15 protein-coding genes are annotated in these 20,474 nt (G+C 65.6%); 6 read left to right on the top strand and 9 right to left on the bottom strand.

Annotation, left to right across the window (positions count from 1 at the left end):
* Window positions 1-101: 101 nt before the first annotated feature.
* Complete coding sequence (gene phaR / locus SP6_RS06745) at window positions 102-662, bottom strand: polyhydroxyalkanoate synthesis repressor PhaR (RefSeq protein ID WP_007403740.1); 561 nt, start codon at window positions 660-662, stop codon at window positions 102-104.
* Between the two features lie 39 nt (window positions 663-701).
* Between phaR and SP6_RS06750 the strand changes: the two genes are divergently transcribed.
* The 3 genes from SP6_RS06750 (at window position 702) to SP6_RS06760 (ending at window position 6,257) form a co-directional block, all read left to right on the top strand.
* Window positions 702-1,748, top strand: a complete 1,047-nt coding sequence (locus SP6_RS06750) for an alpha/beta fold hydrolase (protein ID WP_007403819.1) — start codon at window positions 702-704, stop codon at window positions 1,746-1,748.
* A 22-nt stretch (window positions 1,749-1,770) separates the two neighbouring features.
* Window positions 1,771-2,943 (top strand): acetyl-CoA C-acetyltransferase, encoded by a 1,173-nt coding sequence (locus tag SP6_RS06755; protein WP_007403792.1) that lies wholly within the window; start codon window positions 1,771-1,773, stop codon window positions 2,941-2,943.
* Between the two features lie 185 nt (window positions 2,944-3,128).
* The gene (locus SP6_RS06760) at window positions 3,129-6,257 is read left to right on the top strand and encodes a TonB-dependent receptor (protein ID WP_007403677.1); all 3,129 of its coding nucleotides are present in this window, start codon (window positions 3,129-3,131) and stop codon (window positions 6,255-6,257) included.
* A 45-nt stretch (window positions 6,258-6,302) separates the two neighbouring features.
* On the opposite strand, the gene alr is transcribed toward SP6_RS06760, so the two are convergent.
* The 8 genes from alr to SP6_RS20845 all read right to left on the bottom strand — a co-directional run bounded on the left by alr (window position 6,303) and on the right by SP6_RS20845 (window position 14,158).
* The gene (gene alr, locus SP6_RS06765; RefSeq protein WP_007403796.1) at window positions 6,303-7,331 is read right to left on the bottom strand and encodes an alanine racemase; all 1,029 of its coding nucleotides are present in this window, start codon (window positions 7,329-7,331) and stop codon (window positions 6,303-6,305) included.
* 81 nt (window positions 7,332-7,412) lie between these two features.
* Window positions 7,413-8,288, bottom strand: coding sequence for a 3-hydroxyisobutyrate dehydrogenase (gene mmsB / locus SP6_RS06770; RefSeq protein WP_007403828.1), 876 nt, complete (start codon window positions 8,286-8,288; stop codon window positions 7,413-7,415).
* Window positions 8,289-8,324: 36 nt separating this feature from the next.
* Window positions 8,325-9,101, bottom strand: coding sequence for an enoyl-CoA hydratase (locus tag SP6_RS06775; RefSeq protein ID WP_007403772.1), 777 nt, complete (start codon window positions 9,099-9,101; stop codon window positions 8,325-8,327).
* An 11-nt stretch (window positions 9,102-9,112) separates the two neighbouring features.
* On the bottom strand, window positions 9,113-10,162 hold the full coding sequence (locus tag SP6_RS06780) for an enoyl-CoA hydratase/isomerase family protein (protein WP_007403852.1): 1,050 nt from the start codon (window positions 10,160-10,162) through the stop codon (window positions 9,113-9,115).
* Between the two features lie 65 nt (window positions 10,163-10,227).
* Window positions 10,228-11,370: an acyl-CoA dehydrogenase family protein gene (locus SP6_RS06785; RefSeq protein WP_007403752.1), complete on the bottom strand. Its 1,143-nt coding sequence runs from the start codon at window positions 11,368-11,370 to the stop codon at window positions 10,228-10,230.
* Window positions 11,371-11,381: 11 nt separating this feature from the next.
* Window positions 11,382-12,899: a CoA-acylating methylmalonate-semialdehyde dehydrogenase gene (locus tag SP6_RS06790; RefSeq protein ID WP_007403644.1), complete on the bottom strand. Its 1,518-nt coding sequence runs from the start codon at window positions 12,897-12,899 to the stop codon at window positions 11,382-11,384.
* 113 nt (window positions 12,900-13,012) lie between these two features.
* Window positions 13,013-13,645, bottom strand: coding sequence for a YoaK family protein (locus tag SP6_RS06795; RefSeq protein ID WP_007403685.1), 633 nt, complete (start codon window positions 13,643-13,645; stop codon window positions 13,013-13,015).
* A 357-nt stretch (window positions 13,646-14,002) separates the two neighbouring features.
* Window positions 14,003-14,158: a hypothetical protein gene (locus SP6_RS20845; RefSeq protein ID WP_007403840.1), complete on the bottom strand. Its 156-nt coding sequence runs from the start codon at window positions 14,156-14,158 to the stop codon at window positions 14,003-14,005.
* Window positions 14,159-14,429: 271 nt separating this feature from the next.
* On the opposite strand from SP6_RS20845, the gene SP6_RS06800 reads away from it, so the two are divergent.
* The 3 genes from SP6_RS06800 to SP6_RS06810 are packed head-to-tail and all read left to right on the top strand — an operon-like array spanning window position 14,430 to window position 20,316.
* Entirely contained in the window at window positions 14,430-15,692 is a 1,263-nt protein-coding gene (locus SP6_RS06800; RefSeq protein ID WP_007403707.1) for an efflux RND transporter periplasmic adaptor subunit, read from the top strand.
* Window positions 15,692-18,898 (top strand): efflux RND transporter permease subunit, encoded by a 3,207-nt coding sequence (locus tag SP6_RS06805; protein ID WP_007403921.1) that lies wholly within the window; start codon window positions 15,692-15,694, stop codon window positions 18,896-18,898. The genes SP6_RS06800 and SP6_RS06805 overlap by 1 nt, the downstream gene beginning before the upstream one ends.
* Window positions 18,895-20,316, top strand: coding sequence for an efflux transporter outer membrane subunit (locus SP6_RS06810; RefSeq protein ID WP_007403786.1), 1,422 nt, complete (start codon window positions 18,895-18,897; stop codon window positions 20,314-20,316). Before SP6_RS06805 ends, SP6_RS06810 begins: the two co-directional genes overlap by 4 nt.
* Window positions 20,317-20,474 lie beyond the last annotated feature (158 nt).

Raw genomic sequence — 20,474 nt, forward strand, 5'->3', positions numbered from 1 at the left:
AGGGCTGACGCCCTGCCACCTCCCCGTATCGGGGAGGATCTTGCGTGGCCTTCGACTTCGCTCAGGCTGAACGGTGGTTGGGATTAGCAGGATGTCGGGGGCTACTCCCCCAGCTTCTCGATCTTATCCTTCAGCGCGGCGAGTTCGGCCTTGAGCGCGGCCATCTCGTCATCCTTGCCGGCCGCCGGCGCGGGCGTCGGGGTCGGTGCGGGCGTGACTGCCCCCGGCTTGAACCCCTGCGTCGCCGCCTCGAACATCGCCAGGTTGCGCTTGGCGAGATCGGCGAACGGCGTGTTGGCGAACGCACCCTCGACCGCGGACTTGAACTGTTCCTGGTTGCGGCGGAAGCTGTCCATCGACGCCTCCAGATAGCCGGGCACCATCGCCTGCATTGAATCGCCGTACATCGAGATCAACTGGCGCAGGAAATTCACCGGCAGCATCGTCTCGCCCCGGCTTTCCTCTTCCATGATGATCTGGGTCAGGACATTATGAGTGATGTCCTCGTCGGTCTTGGCGTCGACCACCTTGAAGTCGCGCCCCGCCCGGATCATCGCCGCCAGATGATCGAGCGTGATGTAGGAGGAAGTTTCGGTGTTGTAGAGCCGCCGGTTCGCGTATTTCTTGACGATCACAATGCCGTCCGCCGCCTGCTTCTTCATGAACCCCCGCCTTTCCTGATTTTGGTGTAGCCTAACGCCATGGATTTCGCATCGCAACATGGTCCGCGCCCCTTGCCGCTGTTCCTGGCGATGTTGCGCAGCGAGGCCGCAGAAAATCCCGATCTGGCGCAAGCCGCGATGGAAGGATTGCGCCGCTTTCAACAGGCCAGGCGAGAACGGCCTATGCGCGCGCTCCCCGTGCGGCGGCGGCGCGGCCGAGTAAGGTTGCGCGATGCCGGGGGTGAAGGGCGGCCCGTCCTGTTCATCCCCTCACTCATCAACCCGCCCGCGATCCTCGACCTGTCGCGCGACCGCTCGCTGATCCGCTGGCTGCGCGGACAGGGTTTCCATCCCTGGCTGATCGACTGGGGCACGCCGGGTGCCAAAGATCGCGCGATCGATGTCGCCGGCCATGTCGAGCGCTTCCTGCTGCCACTGATCGCCACCTTCCCGGAACCGCCCATATTGGTCGGCTATTGCCTGGGCGGCACGCTCGCCATGGCGGCGGCGGCGCGAAGCAAGGTCGCCGGGCTCGCCGCCATCGCCACGCCTTGGCAATTCTCGGGCTATGGCGACGAGGCCCGCGCCGCGATGGCCGCGCAATGGGCGGCGATCAAGCCGACCTCCGAGGCGCTGGGTCTTGTCCCGATGGAGGCGCTGCAAGCCGGCTTCTGGCGGCTGGATCCGGCACGCACCATCGCCAAATATGCCGCCTTTGCCGATCTCGATCCGCGCAGCGAGGCAGCCCGCCGCTTCATCCGACTGGAGGATTGGGCCAATCAGGGCGCCCCCCTGCCCCATGCCTTCGGCCTCGAACTGTTCGAGCAGTTGATCGCCGAGGATCGCCCCGGCCAGGGACGATGGCGGGTCGGCGGGCAGATTGTCACACCGTCGCAATGCGACGCCCCTAGCATCGAGTTCGTCGCCACCGCCGACCGCATCGTCCCCGCCGCCACCGCCATCGGCCTGCCCGACCGGCGAGCGGGGGGCACGGGCCATGTCGGCATGGTCGTCGGCGGCCGTGCAGAGCAGCAGCTCTGGCAGCCGCTCGCCGACTGGATCACCGCCCTCCCAACACCTAGATAGACGCGAACCTAAAGGAGCCTTCATGACCGAGATCGTCATTACCGCCGCCAAGCGCACCCCCGTAGGCAGCTTCCTGGGCGCCTTTGCCGCTACGCCCGCGCATGAGCTGGGCCGGGTGGCGATCACCGCCGCACTGGAACAGGCGGGCATCAAGGGCGAGGACGTGTCCGAGGTCATTCTCGGCCAGGTGCTGACCGCCGCGCAAGGCCAGAACCCGGCACGCCAGGCGTCGATGGCGGCGGGCATCCCAAAGGAAGTGCCTGCCTACGGCGTCAACCAGGTCTGCGGTTCGGGGCTCCGCGCCGTGGCGCTCGGCATGCAGGCGATCGCCAATGGCGACGCGACCATCGTCGTCGCGGGCGGCCAGGAATCCATGTCGCTGTCGCCCCATGCGCAGACGATGCGCGGCGGCACCAAAATGGGCCCGCTGACCATGGTCGACACCATGGTCCATGACGGCCTGACCGACGCCTTCAACGGCTATCACATGGGCATCACCGCCGAGAATCTGGCCGAGCAGTATCAGGTGACCCGCGACGAGCAGGATCAGTTCGCCGTCCGCTCGCAGAACCTGGCCGAAAAGGCGCGCGGCGAGGGCCGCTTCAAGGACGAGATCGCTCCCGTCACCATCAAGGGCCGCAAGGGCGAAACCATCATCGCCGATGACGAATATATCCGCGCCGGCGCGACCCTCGAAGCCGTGTCGGGCGTTCGCCCCGCCTTCAAGAAGGACGGCACCGTCACCGCCGCCAACGCCTCGGGCCTCAACGACGGCGCCGCCGCGCTTGTGCTGATGAGCCGCGAGGAAGCCGACAAGCGCGGCGCGACCGTGCTGGCGACGATCAAGAGCTGGGCCTCGGCGGGCGTCGACCCGTCGGTGATGGGAATCGGCCCCGTCCCCGCCACCAAGCGCGCGCTCGAAAAGGCGGGCTGGACCGTCGGCGACCTCGACCTGATCGAAGCAAACGAGGCGTTCGCGGCTCAGGCCCTGTCGGTGGGCAAGGAACTGGGCTTCGACCCCGACAAGGTCAACGTCAACGGCGGCGCGATCGCGCTCGGCCACCCGATCGGCGCCAGCGGTGCGCGGGTGCTGACGACTCTGATCTACGAAATGCAGAAGCGCGACGCGAAGAAGGGGCTGGCCACTTTGTGCATCGGCGGCGGCATGGGAATCGCCATGTGTGTTGAGCGATAAACATGCCACTTTTCGAAAATTTCGCGATTAATGGTTAGATTGCAGGGATGTGTCGAAGCTGTCACATCCCTGCAACTATGGTGACACAAATTTTAACCTAAGTTCCGCCACCGCTTGTTTTCCCGCGAGAAATTTCTTTCCCTGCGATGAACGGACATAAAAGATCCGTCATAAAGGGGTAGAAAATGAAGACGCGCGCATTGTTGAGGGCATCGGCGATTGTCGGGTCGCTGTGTGTCTGGTCGCTTGAAGCATCGGCGCAAACTGCGCCCGTAGAGCAGGAATCCGAACGCCCGACGGAAGAGCAGTCGGGTCCGTCCGAAAATAGCGAAGTAACGGTCACCGGCACGCGCATTCGTCTGCCCAACACCGTATCGCAGGAACCCATCGTCACGATCGGCAGTGACTATCTGGAGGCCCGTAACCTTACCAACGTGGCCGACGCTTTGAATGAGATTCCGGGCTTTCGCGGGAGCGTCACACCGAACGGCACCCAAGGGTCGTTTGGCCAGGGTGTGAACTTCGTCAACGCCTATGGCCTGGGGACGAACCGGACGTTGACCTTGGTCAACGGTCGTCGTGTCGTTACCTCGAACGTCGCCTCGGTTTTCGGCAATGCCTCGGGCGGCACCCAGGTCGACCTCAACATACTTCCCGCGATCATCATCGACTCGGTGGACCGCGTCGGGGTCGGTGGCGCGCCCATTTATGGTTCGGATGCGATCGCCGGCACGGTGAACATCAAGTTGCGCAATCGCTTCAACGGCCTGGAAGCGCGCGCGACGACGGGCATCACCGAGCGTGGCGACAATCAGCGCATCAACCTGTCTGCGATCGCCGGTCGTGATTTCGCGGATGGGCGGGGCAACATCACTATCGCGGGCATGTACGAGACCGTGAAGGGCATGGTTCAGAACGATCGTGACTTCTATCGCGACAATCTGGGCTTCCTGCAGAATCCGACGTCGGCGGAAGCCGCCCGTTTTGGGCCCGCCGGACGGACACCCGGTAACGACGGGCGGGCCAATCCGAATATCGGGTTCAATAACTCGACGACGGACGGCTTCCCAGGTTCCCTCCTGGTACGGGATTTGAGCATCGCATCGATGGCCTATGGCGGCCTGATCATAGCACCGGCTGGAGCGACCAGCCTGCGCTCGCTCGATTATGCCCGCCAGTTCGATCAGTTCGGCAATCTTGTGCCCTTCAATTCTGGTATCGTCTTCCAGGGATCGACCACGGCACCGCCGATCACCGGTAGCGCTGCGCGTTCTTCAAGCACGAAGGATGGCTTCCGCTTTAGCGACGTGACCCAAATCACCGGTGACCAGAAGCGTATCGCTGCTGACATCTTTGCCAATTTCGAATTGACTGAAGAGGTCAAGCTGTTTGCCGAAGGCATGTATTACCATGGCCGCGGCGACCAGCTTCTGCGACAGCCGACGTTCAACTCCTCGCTCTTTGGCGGCGTGAGCAGCGCCCTGAACTTCAGCGTGGACAATCCCTTCCTGACTGCACAGGCGCGCCAGACGCTGACCCAGGCGGGCTATTCGACCTTCCGCCTGAGCCGCGCCAATCTGGATTTGGCCGATATCACCGGCTATTCCGAGAACGATCTGTACCGCGGCGTCTTGGGTGCCTCCAGCGAATTCAAGCTGGGCGGCCGCGACTATCAGGCCGAAATTGCGGTGACCTATGGTCGCAACGATTTCGTCGATTACAATCAGGCTATCAATCAGCAGAACTTCATCAATGCGGTCAATGTCGGGCGAAATGCGGCGGGTGAAATCGTCTGCACGACCACCCCAACTGTGCTTGCGACGCCAGGCTTCCGCCCGGTCGCCGATGCGGCGTGCCGCCCACTCAACCTGTTCGGCCAAGGCGTAGCATCCCGTGAGGCGCTCGATTATGTCATTCAGGATGTTTCGGCGACCAGCCGGTTCGAGCAGTTCGTTCTGAACGCCAATTTCGGCGGTTCACCTTTCGATATCTTCGGCAACCCGGTCGGCTTCAACGCGGGTTTCGAGCATCGTCAGGAAAAGGCGAGCTTCACGCCTGATGCCTTCCAGCAACAGGGACTGGGTCGTTCGGTCGCGATCGCTCCAGTGTCCGGCAAGTACACACTAAATGAAGTTTTCGGCGAAGTACTGGTCCCACTCATTTCGCCAAATAATAACTTCGTCATTTACAATGCTGACGTCTTTGCCCGCGGGCGCTATGTCAACAATACCGTTAACGGCAACTTTTTCTCATGGTCGGCGGGTGGCAGCATTCAACCGATCCGTGACATTCGGTTCCGCGGCAATTTCACTAGGTCGTTCCGCGCGCCGTCGGTTGTGGAGCTGTTTTCTCCTATTACCAACACCTTCACAACTGTCACGGATTACTGCTCGCCTGCCAACCGGAATGCCGGGCCGGTGCCGGATATCCGCAATCGGAACTGCACCGCCTTCTTGGCACGTTATCCGACCGCCACGCCTCTCGCGGCGGCATCAGCCACGGTTCCGGGGCGTTCCGGTGGCAACCCGAGTCTGCAGAATGAAGAGGCCAACAGCTACGAACTCGGTGTGGTTCTCCAGCCGCGCTTCGTGCCAGGCCTGACCTTTTCGGTCGATTACCTAAACATCAAGCTGCGCAAGCCGATCTCGAGCCTGACCGTCGCACAGATCGGTTCGGCATGCTTCGACAACGCATCGTTCAACGCCGACGACCCCGCCAATGGCAATGCGTTCTGTTCGCTGATCCGTCGCGACGCGGCGGGACAGGTCATTTCCGATCCGGCTAGCCCAGCGGTCAATGCAGGATATGTCAACGGCGTCCGATACGACTTCGAAGGTCTGCAGGCCGTGCTGGAGTATCGCACACGTCTTAATGGCCTGAAGTTGCCCGGTACGCTAATCATCGGTGGCGATGTGTACTTCCAGGGCAAGCGCCTGAATGACGTGACGGGTGTCGCTCCCGCACGGACCGACGGCACGATCAGCGATCCGCAGTTCCAGGGGCAGGCGCGTTTTCGCTATCGTACCGACAGCTGGGGTTTCAGCACCTTCGTCAACTATACCGGCCAGCAATTGACCTCGCGCTTCAATCGCGGGCCTAACCCCAACGACACGCGTGAATTCGATAAGTACAAGGACTTCATCACTGTCGACGCAAATATATTCTTCGACGTGACGGATCGCTTCACGTTGAGTCTCACCGCGACGAACCTGACGGACCGGATCAGCCAGCGTTATTACGGGTATTACATACCCGGCGTCGTCAACGACGCTTTTGGACGCCGCTTTGCCATTACGGCAGCCGTAAAATACTGATCCTATAGTTGAGGATCGGGGCCTTCCTTCGGGAAGGCCCTTTTTTTATCCCCGCGCGAAGCGTTGGGCGAGGCCGGTCAGCAATTCATATTGCGACACGCCCGAGGCGGCGGAGGCGGCGGCGAGGTCGTAGTCCATGCTCAGCCAATCGCCCTCGGCCAGATCGGCCCGCGCGGTGACATTAATCGCGAGCAAATCCATCGATACGCGGCCGAGCACCGGCAATTTCACCCCATCCACCACTGCCGCACCTAGCCCAGACAAGGCACGGCGATAGCCATCGGCATAGCCCAGGTTGAGGATCGCCACCTCGGTATCGGCGGGCGCGGTCCAGGTGGCGTTGTAGCCGACCGTCTCACCAGCGGGAACGTGACGGCGTTGCAGGATCTGTGCCTCGGGCCAAGCGACCTGACGCAGATGCTGCGCCATGTCGGGGCGCGGCACGCCTCCATAGAGGGCCAAGCCCGGCCGGGTCAGATCGAAACGATAGTCCGCGCCCAGGCCGATGCCGGCGGAATTGGCCAGGCTCATTCGCCGCGCGCCGGTCTGCCCCTTGAGGCCGGCAAAGGCCGCCTGCTGCCGTGCGTTCATCGGCACGTCTTCGTCGGCGCAGGCCAGATGGCTAAGCAGCGTCTCGATCTGCAAGCCATCGAGCAATCCCCCCGTCACGGCCTCGACCGACACGCCCAGCCGGTTCATGCCCGTGTCGACCATCACGTCGCACAGGCCGCCGCCGCTGTCGCGCCAGCGCGCAATCTGTTCGGGCGTGCTCAGGACAGGGCGAGCAAAGCCGGCGCGGGCCACCTCGACATCGTCAGCGCGCAGGCCGTGCAGCACCGATACGGTCAGGCCCAGCGGCGCCAGCGCCAGCGCCTCGGCCCAATTGGCGACGAAGAAGTCGCGACATCCCGCCTCAGCCAGGGCCTTGGCGACGAGGGTCGCACCCAAGCCATAGCCATTGGCCTTCACCGCCGCACCGCAAGCCGCTGTCCCACTCAGCCGATCGAGCGCCTGCCAGTTGGATTGGAGCGCATCGCGGTCGATGCGCAGGCGAAGGGGGGCGGGTATTTCCATCACCCACCGGGCTTTAGGCCGCATTGGCGGGTGGGAAAAGGCGGTGGGGGATTTTTGCCAATCGCCCCGGTGGGCTGGGGATTACCGCAGCGTGCGGATGATCCCGGAAAAGTCCACCGGCGGTTGCCCCTCGCCGACGAAAGCCGCGTAAAGCTCCGCCGCCCGCTCGCCCATCGGCGTGGTCGCGCCCGTATCGCGCGCGGCCTCCATCGCCAGCTTCAGATCCTTGAGCATCAGCGCCGCCGCGAAGCCGCCCTGATAGTCGTGATCGGCGGGCGTCTCCGGCCCGACGCCGGGCACCGGGCAATATTTGGTCATCGACCAGCTCTGCCCCGACGAGACCGAGGCGATGTCGTAAAAGGTCTGCGCCTCCAGCCCCAGCTTCTCCGCCAGCACGAAGGCTTCGCAGGTCGCGATCATCGTCGCGCCGAGCAGCATGTTGTTGCAGATCTTGGCCGCCTGCCCCGCGCCGTTCGCCCCGGCATGGATTACCGCCTGGCCCATCGCCGACAGGAAGGGCTCGGCACGCTCGAACGCCTCTTGCGGGCCACCGACCATGAAGGTCAGCGTCCCCGCCTTGGCCGCGGCGATCCCGCCCGAGACGGGCGCGTCGACCGCCATCATGCCCTTTCCTCCCGCCGCCTCCGCCACGCGGCGCGCGGTGGCGACATCGATGGTCGAGCAGTCGATCAGGATGGCCGAGGGCGGCGCGGCGGCGAAGACCGCATCGGCATAGACGCGCTCGACATGGGTTCCGGCGGGCAGCATGGTCACGACCGCCTCGACCCCATCCATCGCCGCGATCGCACTGTCGACGGGCAGACATCCGGCCGCCTTCGCCGCCGCCAGCGCATCCGCCGACAAGTCGAAGGCGCGGACGTCATGCCCCGCCTTCGCCAGATTGGCGGCCATGCCGCCGCCCATATTGCCCAGGCCGATAAAGGCGATCCGCGCCATCCTGTCTCTCCTAACGTCGTTGATTGCGGGGCCGGGTTATTTCCCGGTCCAGTTGGGCGCGCGCTTCTCGACGAACGCGGCCATGCCTTCCTTCTGGTCGGCCGAGCCGAACAGGCCGTGGAACAGCCGCCGCTCGAACTGCACGCCTTGGGCCAGCCCCATGTCGAAGGCGGCGTTGACCATTTCCTTGTTCGCGCGCACCGCGATCGGGGCCATGCCGGCGATGGTCGCGGCGGTCTTCAGCGCGTCCTCGACAAGATCGGCGGCGGGGATGATCCGCGCGACGAGGCCCGCGCGCTCAGCTTCCTCGGCATCCATCATCCGGCCGGTCAGGCACATTTCCATCGCCTTGGCCTTGCCGACCGCATGAGCCAGCCGCTGCGATCCGCCCATGCCGGGCGTCACACCCAGCTTGATCTCGGGCTGGCCGAACTTGGCGGTGTCGGCGGCGAGGATGAAGTCGCACATCATGGCGAGCTCGCACCCGCCGCCCAGCGCATAGCCCGCCACCGCCGCGATGATGGGTTTCCGGGTGCGGGTGAAGTCGTCCCAGCCGGCGAAATGGTTGCCGCCATACATGGCGGCGAAGTCCATCTCCTGCATCTCCTTGATGTCCGCACCCGCCGCGAAGGCCTTGGGGCTGCCGGTGATCACGGCACAGCGCTGTTCGGGATCGGCGTCATAGGCCCGCATCACGTCCAGCAGCTCGGCCAGCAGTTCGGCATTGAGCGCGTTCAGCGCCTGCGGCCGGTTGAGCGTCACCAAGGTCACCGCCTCGCGGCGCTCGACGATCAAGGTGTTGTAATCGGTCATGTGCGTCCTCTTCAGCGGTCGTCCGGGGTCCAGGCCTGCCCCTCGGGCAAGGGTGCGAAGATATGGTCGATCATCGTGTCGGTGACGCCTTCCGGGGTCGCCGGGTTCCAGCGCGGGGCGTTGTCCTTGTCGACGATCAGCGCGCGGACCCCCTCGATGAAGTCGGGACGCTGCACCACATGCGCGGCGACACCATATTCGCGGCGCATCTCGTCGGCGAACTCGGTGGTCAGCGCGCCCTCATGGAGCAGACGGAGCGAAACCTTGCAGGCTTGTGGCGACTTGGTGCGGAGGACCGCCAGTTGCTGCGTCGCCCATTCACCGCCATCGGCCTCCAGCGTAGCGACGATCTCCTCTAGCGTGTCGGCGGCGAACACCCGGTCGATGGCGATAGCGTGCGCCATGATCTTCGCCTCGGGCGCTGGCACGGAGAGTCGATCGAGCGTTGCCGCGATCTCTTGCGGCGCGGATATAATCGCAGCCTTGGCCTCCTCCAGCGCAGAGGCGGGCAGATAATGGGTGGCGAGGCCCAGTGCATGGGCCTCGGCCCCGTCGAGCCGGTGCCCGGTCAGTGCCAGAAATATTCCCATCCGCCCCGGCAGGCGCGACAGATACCAGCCGCCGCCGACATCGGGGAACAGGCCGATTCCCGTCTCGGGCATGGCCAGCCGCGTATTCTCGGTCGCGACGCGGAAGCGGGCGGGCGCGGAAATGCCGACGCCCCCGCCCATGGTGATGCCATCCATGAACGCCACGATCGGCTTGGCATAGGTGAACAGCCGGTGGTTCATCCGGTATTCGGCGTGGAAGAAACTGCGCGCCGCCTCACCGTCGCCCGCGCCGCTTTCGGCGAGCAGACGAATGTCGCCGCCCGCACAGAAGCCGCGACCTTCGCTATGGTCGATGATGATGGCCTCGACATCGAGGTCCGCCCGCCAGTCTTCCAGCGCGGCGAGTACCCCCTCGCACATCTCACGGGTCAGCGCGTGGATCGCCTTGGGCCGGTTGAGGCGGAGCCGCCCGACCGGGCCTTCGCGGGTGACGATCAGGTCTTCAGTCATGCGGCTCTCTTACTCTCTTCTACCACCCCGGCGAAGGCCGGGGTCCAGTTGCCAAAAGATTGGCGTCAGTCCTTCAAAAGATCCCGCCCGACGATCATTCGCATCACCTGATTGGTGCCTTCCAGGATCGAATGCACGCGCAGATCGCGCCAGAAGCGTTCGATCGGGTAATCCATCAGATAGCCGTAGCCGCCATGGAGTTGCAGCGCCCGGTCGACCACCGACGATCCGGTATCGGTCGCCAGCCGCTTGGCCATCGCGGCGAAGCGGGTCTTGTCGGGCGCGTTGTCGGTCACCTTGGCGGCGGCGAGATAGAGCAGCGCCCGCGCCGCCTCCAGTTCGGTCGCCATGTCGGCCAGGGTGAATTGCGTGTTCTGGAACTCGGCGATCGCCTTGCCGAACTGGCGGCGGTCCTTCACATACGCGACCGCCTCGTCCAGACAGCGTTGCGCGCCGCCCAGCGAGCAGGCGCCGATGTTCAGCCGCCCGCCGTCCAGCCCCATCATCGCGATGCGGAACCCTTCACCCTCCGCGCCCAGCCGGTTGGCGACGGGAATGCGGACGTTGTCGAACATGACCTGCCGCGTCGGCTGTGAATGCCAGCCCAGCTTGCGCTCGTTCGCGCCGAAGGAAACGCCGGGGGTGTCCTTGTCGATCACGAGGCAGGAAATGCCCTTGGGCCCGTCCTCGCCGGTGCGGACCATGGTGACGTACACCTCATTCTCGCCGCCGCCCGAGATGAATTGCTTGGAGCCCGAGACCACATAATGATCGCCGTCCCGCACCGCGCGGGTCTTGAGCGCGGCGGCGTCGGAGCCCGAGCCCGGCTCGGTCAGGCAATAGCTGGCCATGCGGTCCATGGTGACGAGGTCGGGCAGGTAACGCCCCTTCACATCCGCATCGCCGAACCGGTCGATCATCCACGACGCCATATTGTGGATCGAGATGAACGCGCTGGTCGAGGGACAGCCATAGGCCATCGCCTCCATGATGAGCGCCGCCTCCAGCCGCCCGAGCGCGATGCCGCCGGATTCTTCGGACACGTAGATCGCCGCGAAGCCGAGTTCGGCCGCTTCACGAATCGTGTCGCGCGGGAAGATGTGCTTCTCGTCCCACTCGGCCGCGAAGGGCGTGATCCGGTCAGCGGTGAAGCGACGCGCGAGGTCCTGGATCTCGCGCTGCTCGTCGGTCAGGTCGAATTGGGTCATGTGTCTCTCGATCAGCCCATGGTCGGGATGACGAAGGCGTTACCGCCATCGGGCGCGCCGTCGGGCCAGCGCTGCGTCACCGTCTTCACCTTGGTCCAGAAGCGGACGCCCTCCATGCCGTGCTGGTTCACGTCGCCGAAGGCTGAGCGCTTCCAACCACCGAAGCTGTGATAGGCGACGGGCACCGGGATCGGCACGTTGATGCCGACCATGCCGACTTCGACGCGGGCCGCGAACTCGCGCGCGGCGTGGCCGTTGCGGGTGAAGATGGCGACGCCGTTGCCGTACTGGTGCTCGCTGGGCAGGCGCACCGCCGTCTCGAAATCGGGCGCGCGGACGATCTGGAGCACGGGGCCGAAAATCTCTTCCTTGTAGCTCTGCATGTTCGGGGTGACCCGGTCAAACAGCGACGGGCCGATGAAGAAACCCTCCTCATACCCCTGGAGCGTGAAGCCGCGCCCGTCGACGACCAGTTCCGCGCCCTCGTCGACACCGGTTTGAATCCAGTCCTCGACCCGCTTCTTGTGCGCGGCGTTGACGACCGGACCGTAATGCGCCTGCGCATCGGTCGAGACACCGACCCGCAACGCGTCGATCGCGGGGATCAGCTTTTCGCGCAACGCATCCGCCGTCTTGTCGCCCACCGGTACGACGACGGGCAGCGCCATGCACCGCTCGCCCGCCGAGCCGAAGGCCGCGCCCGACAGGTCGGCGACCACCTGGTCGAGATCGGCGTCGGGCATGACGATGCCATGGTTCTTCGCGCCGCCCATCGCCTGGACCCGCTTGCCCGCCTCCACCCCGCGCCGATAGACGTAATGGGCGATATCGGACGAGCCGACAAAGCTGACCGCGCTGATCGCCGGGTGGTCGAGGATCGCATCGACCATCGCCTTGTCGCCGTGGACGACCTGAAGGATACCCTCGGGCGCACCCGCCTCGCGCAGCAGTTCGGCGAGGCGGACGGGAACCGAGGGGTCGCGCTCGGACGGCTTCAGGATGAAGGCGTTGCCGCAGGCGATGGCGACGCCGAACATCCACATCGGGATCATCGCGGGGAAGTTGAACGGGGTGATCCCCGCCCCGATGCCCAGCGGCATGCGCATCGAATAGACGTCGATGCCCGGCCCCGCGCCCTGGGTATATTCGCCCTTCAAGGCGTGCGGAATGCCACAGGCGAACTCGATCACCTCCAGCCCGCGCTGGATGTCTCCTCGCGCGTCGGCGATCACCTTGCCATGTTCGGAGGAGAGCAGATGGGCGAGCGCGTCCATATTCTGCTCGACCAGTTCCTTGAACCGGAACATCACGCGCGCCCGGCGCTGCGGATTGGTCGCGGCCCAGCCGGGTTGCGCGGCTTGCGCGGCGGCGACGGCGCGTTCGAGCAGCGCGGCATCGCCCAGCATCACCCGGGCCTGTACCTGGCCGCTATTGGGGTCGAAGACATCGCCCAGACGGCCCTCGGGTCGGGTGGCGGAGGCATCGGTCGCGGTCTGTCCGCCAGCGACCCAATGATCGATCACGCGCATATTCTCTCCTGTCGCGGGTCTGATGCCCGACTCTCACCCTTGTAATTATATTGCTCGGTCGTGAAATCCAAGCGGGGTCCGCAGAAAAGCCGACAAAGCCCCCCGCTCCCGCGTCAGGCGGCGCGCGACAGGGTCCATGCGGCGGCGGCGGCGGCCAGCGCGGCCATCACCGCACCCCATAGTGCGGCCACGCCCCATTGCGCATAGCTCAGCGCACCCAGACTCGCCCCCGCGACAAATCCGATCCACAGCAGCAGGTAAGGCACCCAGGCCCAGCGCGTCCGCCCCGCCACCATCCGCGCCAGATGCTGGCCGATCTTGACCAGCGTCCCGGTCATATAGGTGACACCGATGCTGACCTCGCCATCGCGCTCGAAGGTGGCGTTGGCCGCGCCCATCGCGACCGCCATCAGCAGGCCGGCCCAGCCCTGGACGGCGGCGGCCCCCGCCAACAGCATCGCAACCAGCACCAGCACCACCGGCTGGCCCGCGCGGGGCAGGATCAGGCGGATCAACGTGCCCAGCATCACCCCGACGACGAACAGCGCCAGCAGCGCCGCCAGCAGCGCGACGCCGTGCGCCGCGCCACCTGGCGCGACCAGCCCCAAAGCCAGCATCGTGCCGTTGCCGCTCATGAACGAGACGAAATAACCGCCCAGCCGCTGAAAACCGATCGCATCGACATAGCCCGCCAATAGCGAAAGGCCGATCGCCAGCGGCCAGGAACGTCGATCGGATCGGATCATGGCGCCCGCTTATAGCGGTTGCACGGCAAAGCGCGACGGGGTCGCGAATGCTCAGGTCGTTTCGTGTAAATTATCGGCAGGAAGCGAAAGGGACCGGATCGGATACGGTGCAGAAGCGTTGGCGCCATTCATATTCGGGGAATGGCATGGCCGGTGCGTTACTGGAGATTTGGTTGACGGTATCGGCGCTATCGTCGTTGCTGATTATCATGGTCGCCATTGGCCACAGCGATTTGCGGTGGGATCGTCATATCCGCCCCCGCTCCGGTCCCATGCACGCGGTCGCACCACGTCGGCGTCGGCGCGGTCGCGCCTGACATGGACTGGCCGCAGCCATCATGGTTGCGGCACCAAGCCTCAGAAAAGCTGTAGGAAACGATCCAGAAAACCGGGCCGACGGGCACGCATGGCCATATAGCGGGCGCGGTCATCGGCCGCACGGCGATACAGGGCATCCAGGCGCTCCTCGCGTGGCAGGTCGGAGATACGCGGCGGTGGCATATGACTGGCCATGGACTGCCCCTCTTGTTTTTCTTTCTGTCGAACCGTTGGATTCCAACGACGAACCGCGGGACTTGTTCCCCGGATCGTGACAGGGCGGTCATCGACCAGCCGCACTGAGCCCATGTCCGAAACGGCGGGACTGCCCCCCTGCGCAAGCGACGCACCGCCATTCGCCTCACATCCGAACATGAACGTCTCGTAAGTTTTCCGTAAGCGGTGCGTCAGGGCACTGGCCCTATCGCCCGGCGCAATTTCCAGTCCTTCGCGCCGAAAGAAGCCGATGCACGCCAACCCTGCCGACGAAACGCTACCCGAAACCCGTCGCCTGTCCTCGGCACAGCAATGGCGCTGGGTCGCGATCGCCGCCGCCGTGCTGGTTGGGGCGCTGCTGCTCATCACGCTGATCGGCAAACTGACCCATAAGGAGGAGGTTCCGCCCGCCCCGCCGCCGGCCGGCACGCTGCGCCTGTCGAAGGAGCAATTGGCCGCCATGCCGACCATACGGGTCGGGCTGGGCGCGTCGGGTGCCCAGACGATGGCGACGGGATCGATCACGGCCGATGCCACCCGCTCGACCCCGGTGCTGATGCCCTATGCGGGCCAAGTGGTACGGGTGCTCGCCGATGCCGGCCAGGTGGTGCGTCAGGGCCAGCCGCTGCTTCTCATCAAGACCAGCGACTTCGTCGATGCGCGCTCCAGCCTGTTCTCGGCCCAGGCGGCCTATCAGAACGCGCAGGCACAGCTCGTCGCGGCGCAGCGCAATGCCGACCGCCAGCAGCAGATCTACGAAACCGCCGGCGGCGCGCTGAAGGATTATCAGCAGGCCAAGGCCGACCTCGCCGCCGCACAGGCGACCGCGCGCACCGCCGCCGCGGCGCTGGGCGCCGCGCGCGACAAGCTGGCCGTGCTCGGCAAGTCGCAGGGTGAGATCAACCGGCTGGAACATTCCGGCCAGGGTTCGGGCATCCACGACATCACCACGCTGGTCGCGCCGATCAGTGGTGTCGTCGCGTCGCGCGATGTTGCGCCGGGTCAGTACGTCTCGCAGGGCGGCGACAAGCCGGTGATGACCATCACCGACCCCTCGCGCGTCTGGCTGGTCGCGCAGGTCGCCGAGAGCGATGCCGAGAATGTGCGCGTCGGCGATCCCGTCGAGGTGACGACGCCCGCCGTGCCGGGCCGCGTCTTCCACGCCACCATCGATCTGGTCGGTGCCGCGCTCGACCCCGAGACCCATCGCCTGCCCGTCCGCGCCTCGATCCCCAATCCCGACAAGGCGCTGAAGCCGCAGATGTTCGCCAGCTTCGCGATCCAGCATCTGAACGCGGGCGAAGCGATCCGCGTCCCCGCCGCCGCCGTCATCCATGAAGGCGACACCGCGCGCGTCTGGATCGAGCGTCCCGACGGCCTGCTGGTCGCGCGCGACGTGACGACCGGCGACTCCGCCAACGGCCTGGTCACGATCACCTCGGGGCTGAAGCCGGGCGAGAAGATCGTCACCTCGGGCGCGCTGTTCGTCAACGAAGCGGGGATCGGCGAGTAATGAACCGCATCGTCGACTTTGCGCTGCGTCAGCGACTGCTGATCGTCGGCCTGTTCTTCGCGATGATCGTCGCTGGCGTCATCGGCTTCATCAACCTCAACATCGAAGCCTATCCCGACCCGGTCCCGCCGATGGTCGAGGTCATCACCCAGACCCAAGGCCTGTCGGCCGAGGAGATGGAGCGCAACGTCACCATCCCGATCGAGGTCCAGATGGCGGGCATCCCGCATCTGACCGCGATCCGCGCGATCAGCCTGTTCGGCCTGTCGGACATCAAGATCCAGTTCACCTACGACTATACCAACGAGCAGGCGCGCCAGCAGGTCATCAACCGCCTGTCGCAACTGCCGCCGCTGGCCGGTGGCGCGCAGCCGACGCTGTCGCCGACCTCACCGGTGGGTGAGATCTATCGTTACCGCATCGCCGCGCCCAAGGGTTATTCGGTGATGGACCTGAAGACGCTGCAGGACTGGGTGCTCCAGCGCCGGTTCAAGCGGATTCCGGGCGTCATCGACGTGACCGGCTGGGGCGGCAAGCTGCGCGCCTATGACGTGGTGATCGATCAGAACCGGCTGAACGCCCACGGCGTCACCGTGGCACAGGTGCTGGCGGCCTTGTCCAAGAGCGACGGCAATGTCGGCGGCCAGACGATCAACTTCGGCGAACAGGCCGCGATCGTGCGCGGCGTCGGCCTGATCCAGTCGCCGAATGCGATCGAGAACGTGCTGGTCGGTGAAGCGGGCGGTACCCCCGTGCTCATCAAGGACGTGGCGACCGTCAAGATCGGCAACGCCCCGCGCATGGGCATCGCCGGGTACAACAATGACGACGACATCGTGCAGGGCATCGTCCTGATGCAGCGCGGCGCCCAGTCGATGCCGACGATCAAGGCCGTCCAGGCCGAGGTCGCCAATATCAACGACAGCGGCGTCCTGCCCCCCGGCGTCCATCTGGAGCGAATCTACGACCGTTCCGACCTGATCAACCTGACCATCCACACCGTCATGGAAAACATGGTGGTGGGCATCCTGCTGATCTTCGCGCTGCAGTGGCTGTTCCTCGGCAATCTGCGCTCGGCAATCATCGTGGCGGCGACCATCCCCTTTGCGCTGGCCTTCGCGATCCTGATCCTGGTGTTGCAGGGGGAGAGTGCGAACCTGTTGTCGGTCGGCGCGCTCGACTTCGGCCTGGTGGTCGATGCCTGCGTCATCATGGTGGAGAATATCTTCCGCCACATGGTCGAGCGATCCGCCGCCGCGGAGAACGGTCAGGGCCGCTACACCATGGCCAGCCGCTTCGGCGCGGTGCTGGGCGCGTCGAGCGAGGTCAGCCGCGGCATCTTCTTCGCCGCTGCGATCATCATCGCCAGCTTCCTGCCGCTGTTCACCCTGACCGGCGTCGAGGGGCATATCTTCGGCCCGATGGCCAAGACTTATGCCTATGCGATCAGCGGCGGTCTACTCGCGACCTTCACCGTCGCGCCGGTGCTCTCGACGCTGCTGCTGCCGGACAAGCTGGCCGAGACCGAGACCTTCATCGTCGGCAAGCTGCGCCGCATCTACGAACCCGCCGCGTCCTTCGCGCTGCGCAACAAGATCGTGACGATCGGCGGCGCGGTGCTGATGCTGGGTCTCGCGGTGGTCGGCGTGCGCTCGCTCGGCATCGAGTTCCTGCCGCACCTCGAAGAAGGCAATATGTACATCCGCGCCACCCTCCCCTCCTCGATCAGCCTGGAGGCGGGCGAGAAGGTGACCAACGAGGTGCGCAAGATCATCGCCAGCTATCCGGAAACCACGGCGGTCCTGTCTGCCCATGGCCGCCCCGACGACGGTACCGACGCGACCGGCTTCTTCAACGTCGAATTCTTCGTGCCCTTGAAGCCCTTCGACACCTGGCCGTCCGGCATGACCAAGGAGAAGCTGATCGACGAACTGTCGAAGCGGCTGGCCGCGAAATATCCCGGCGTCGACTTCTCTTTCTCGCAGATCATCGAGGATAACGTCGAGGAAGCCGCCTCGGGCGTGAAGGGCGCCAACTCGATCAAGCTGTTCGGCCCCGATCTCGTCACGCTGGAAAAGCTGGCCAACCAGATCAAGGCGCAGATGGCCAAGGTGAAGGGCATCGAGGATCTCGGCGTGTTCGAAATCCTGGGCCAGCCGACCGTGCGCATCGATGTCGATCGCGCCAAAGCCGCCCGTTACGGCCTGACGCCCGACGACATCAACCAGACGGTCGCCGCTGCGATCGGCGGCCAGTCGACAGCTGACCTTTACGAGCCGGGCACCGACCGCCACTTCCCGATCATCGTGCGGTTGCAGCCCGCCCAGCGCGACTCGCTGGAATCGGTGCGCAACATCACGATCGGGGCGCCGTCGCCCGATGGAAACGGAACCATCCAGGTGCCGCTGTCCGAGGTCGCCAACGTCAAGCTGACCAGCGGCGCCTCGTTCATCTACCGCGAGCATCAGGAGCGTTACGTGCCGATCAAATTCTCGGTGCGTGGCCGCGATCTGGGCGGCGCGGTCGAGGAGGCCCGTGCGCGGATCAACCAGAATGTCCACCTGCCGCCGGGCTATCACCTGGAATGGGCGGGCGAGCTGGATAACCTGAAGAACGCCATCGCCCGGCTGGAGATCGTGGTCCCGATCAGCCTCGTGCTCATCCTGCTGCTGCTCTATGCGAACTTCGGCTCGATACGCGACAGCCTGCTCGCCTTCTCCGCGATCCCGATGGCGATCGTGGGCGGCGTGCTGGCCCTGGCCCTGACCGGCACGGCGTTCAGCATTTCGGCGGCGATCGGCTTCGTGGCGCTGTTCGGCATCGCGGTGATGGACGGCATCCTGGTCGTCACCACCTTCAACAATGCGATCGACGAAGGTGCGCCGCGTGAGAATGCGCTGGCCACCACCGTCAAGAACAGCCTGCGCCCGGTCGTCATGACCTGTCTCGTCGCTGCCATCGGCCTGCTGCCCGCCGCACTCTCGCACGGCATCGGCAGCCAGGTGCAGAAGCCCCTCGCGCTGGTCGTGGTGGGCGGCATGACGCTCGCCCCGGTGCTGATCCTGCTGGTCCTGCCGGTGCTCATCAGCCGCTTTTCGACCCGTCTGCCGCTGTCGCAGCGTAAGAAGAAGCATGACCCGATGGTCGACGACCAGGGCGATACCCGCACCTCTGACACCATCTCCGACTCTGGGGTTCCGGCATGAAGCGTTTCCTGACCCTGCCGCTGCTCGCCTGTGTCTCCGCGTGCGCCGTCGGCCCGCATGACTTGGACGCGCATGCCAGCCTGCCGCCGCTGGCGCCCGCGCCGGTGATCGCCCCGGCCAGCGGCCCGGCGCAGACGGTATCCGCCACCATCGCGCCCGAATGGTGGCACGCCTTCGGCAATGCCCAACTCGACGCGCTGGTCGCCGAAGCGCTGGCGCACAATAACGATGTGGCCGTGGCAGAGGCCTCGCTGCGGCAGGCGCAGGAACAGGCACGGGCGACCAGGGGCTCGCTGCTCTTCCCGCAAGGCGGGCTGAACTACCAGGCGCAGCGGACCCGCGTGTCCAACGCGCTGTCGCCTGCGGTCGCCGACCAGAACCAGCAACTCTACACGCTGCACACCGCGCAGGTCAGCGTATCCTATGACGTCGATGCGTTCGGCGGCAACCGGGCGCAGGTCCGCTCCGCCGCCGCACGCGCCGAGGTGGAGCGGCATCAGCTCGACGCGGCGCGCATGACGGTCGCCGCCAATCTCGTTACCGCGCTCATCGAACGGGCGAGCCTCGCCGAACAGGTCGCCGCCGCGCAGACGGCGGTGCAGGTCAATCGCGATATCCTGGGCGCGCTGCAACAGCGGCAACGACTGGGCGCGGTGGGCGCCTCCGATGTGGCGACGCAACAGGCCGCACTCGCGACAGCCGAGGGCGCCCTGCCCCCGCTGGTCCGCGCCGAAGCGGCGCAGCGGACGATTATCGCGACGCTGATCGGGCGTGCCCCGGGATCGGCCCTGCCGCCGCTGCCGGACCTGTCGCAACTGACCCTGCCGACCGAACTGCCTGCCATCGTACCGTCCGAGCTGGTCCATCGCCGCCCCGACGTGCTGGCCGCCGAAGCGCAATTGCAGGGGGCCGGTGCCGATGTCGGCGCAGCGATCGCCGCGCGTCTGCCCAGCATCCAGCTCTCGGCCAATGCCGGCGGCTCGGCGCAGAATTTCGGCGACATGTTCAAGAGCGGCAATCCCTTCTGGGCGCTGCTCGGCGGGATCACCCAGCCGTTGTTCCATGCCAATGCGCTACGCCACCAGCAAAAGGCGGCGGAGGCGGCTTTGGAGGGCGCCAAGGCACAGTATCGCGCGGCGGTGCTCCAGGCGTTCGGCAATGTCGCAGACTCGCTGACCGGCCTGTTGACCGACGCCCAGGCGCTCGACGCGGCACAGCGGGCGAGCAATGCGGCCGGCCAGGCGCTGACCTTCGCGCGGCGTCAGCTGGCGCTGGGCGATGTGGGGACGCTGCAACTGCTCAACGCCACCGCCACGGACGCGCAGGCGCGCTCGCAGCTGATCCAGGCCAAGGCGGCGCGGATGACCGATACGGTCGCGCTGTTCCAGGCCGCCGGTGGGCCGGTCACGGGGTCGTGAGGGTGGGGATGGGCCAATGCAGTCCATCCCCATCCTCCGTTCCGCCTGAGCGCAGTCGAAAGCCACACCTATCCTCCCCGGCACGGGGAGGGGGACCATCCGAAGGATGGTGGAGGGGGCTATTCGCCAGGTACCACCTGTGAGGAAGCCCCCCCCCC

The organism is Sphingomonas paucimobilis NBRC 13935, from assembly GCF_000739895.2.
In the GTDB taxonomy this organism is placed as follows: domain Bacteria; phylum Pseudomonadota; class Alphaproteobacteria; order Sphingomonadales; family Sphingomonadaceae; genus Sphingomonas; species Sphingomonas paucimobilis.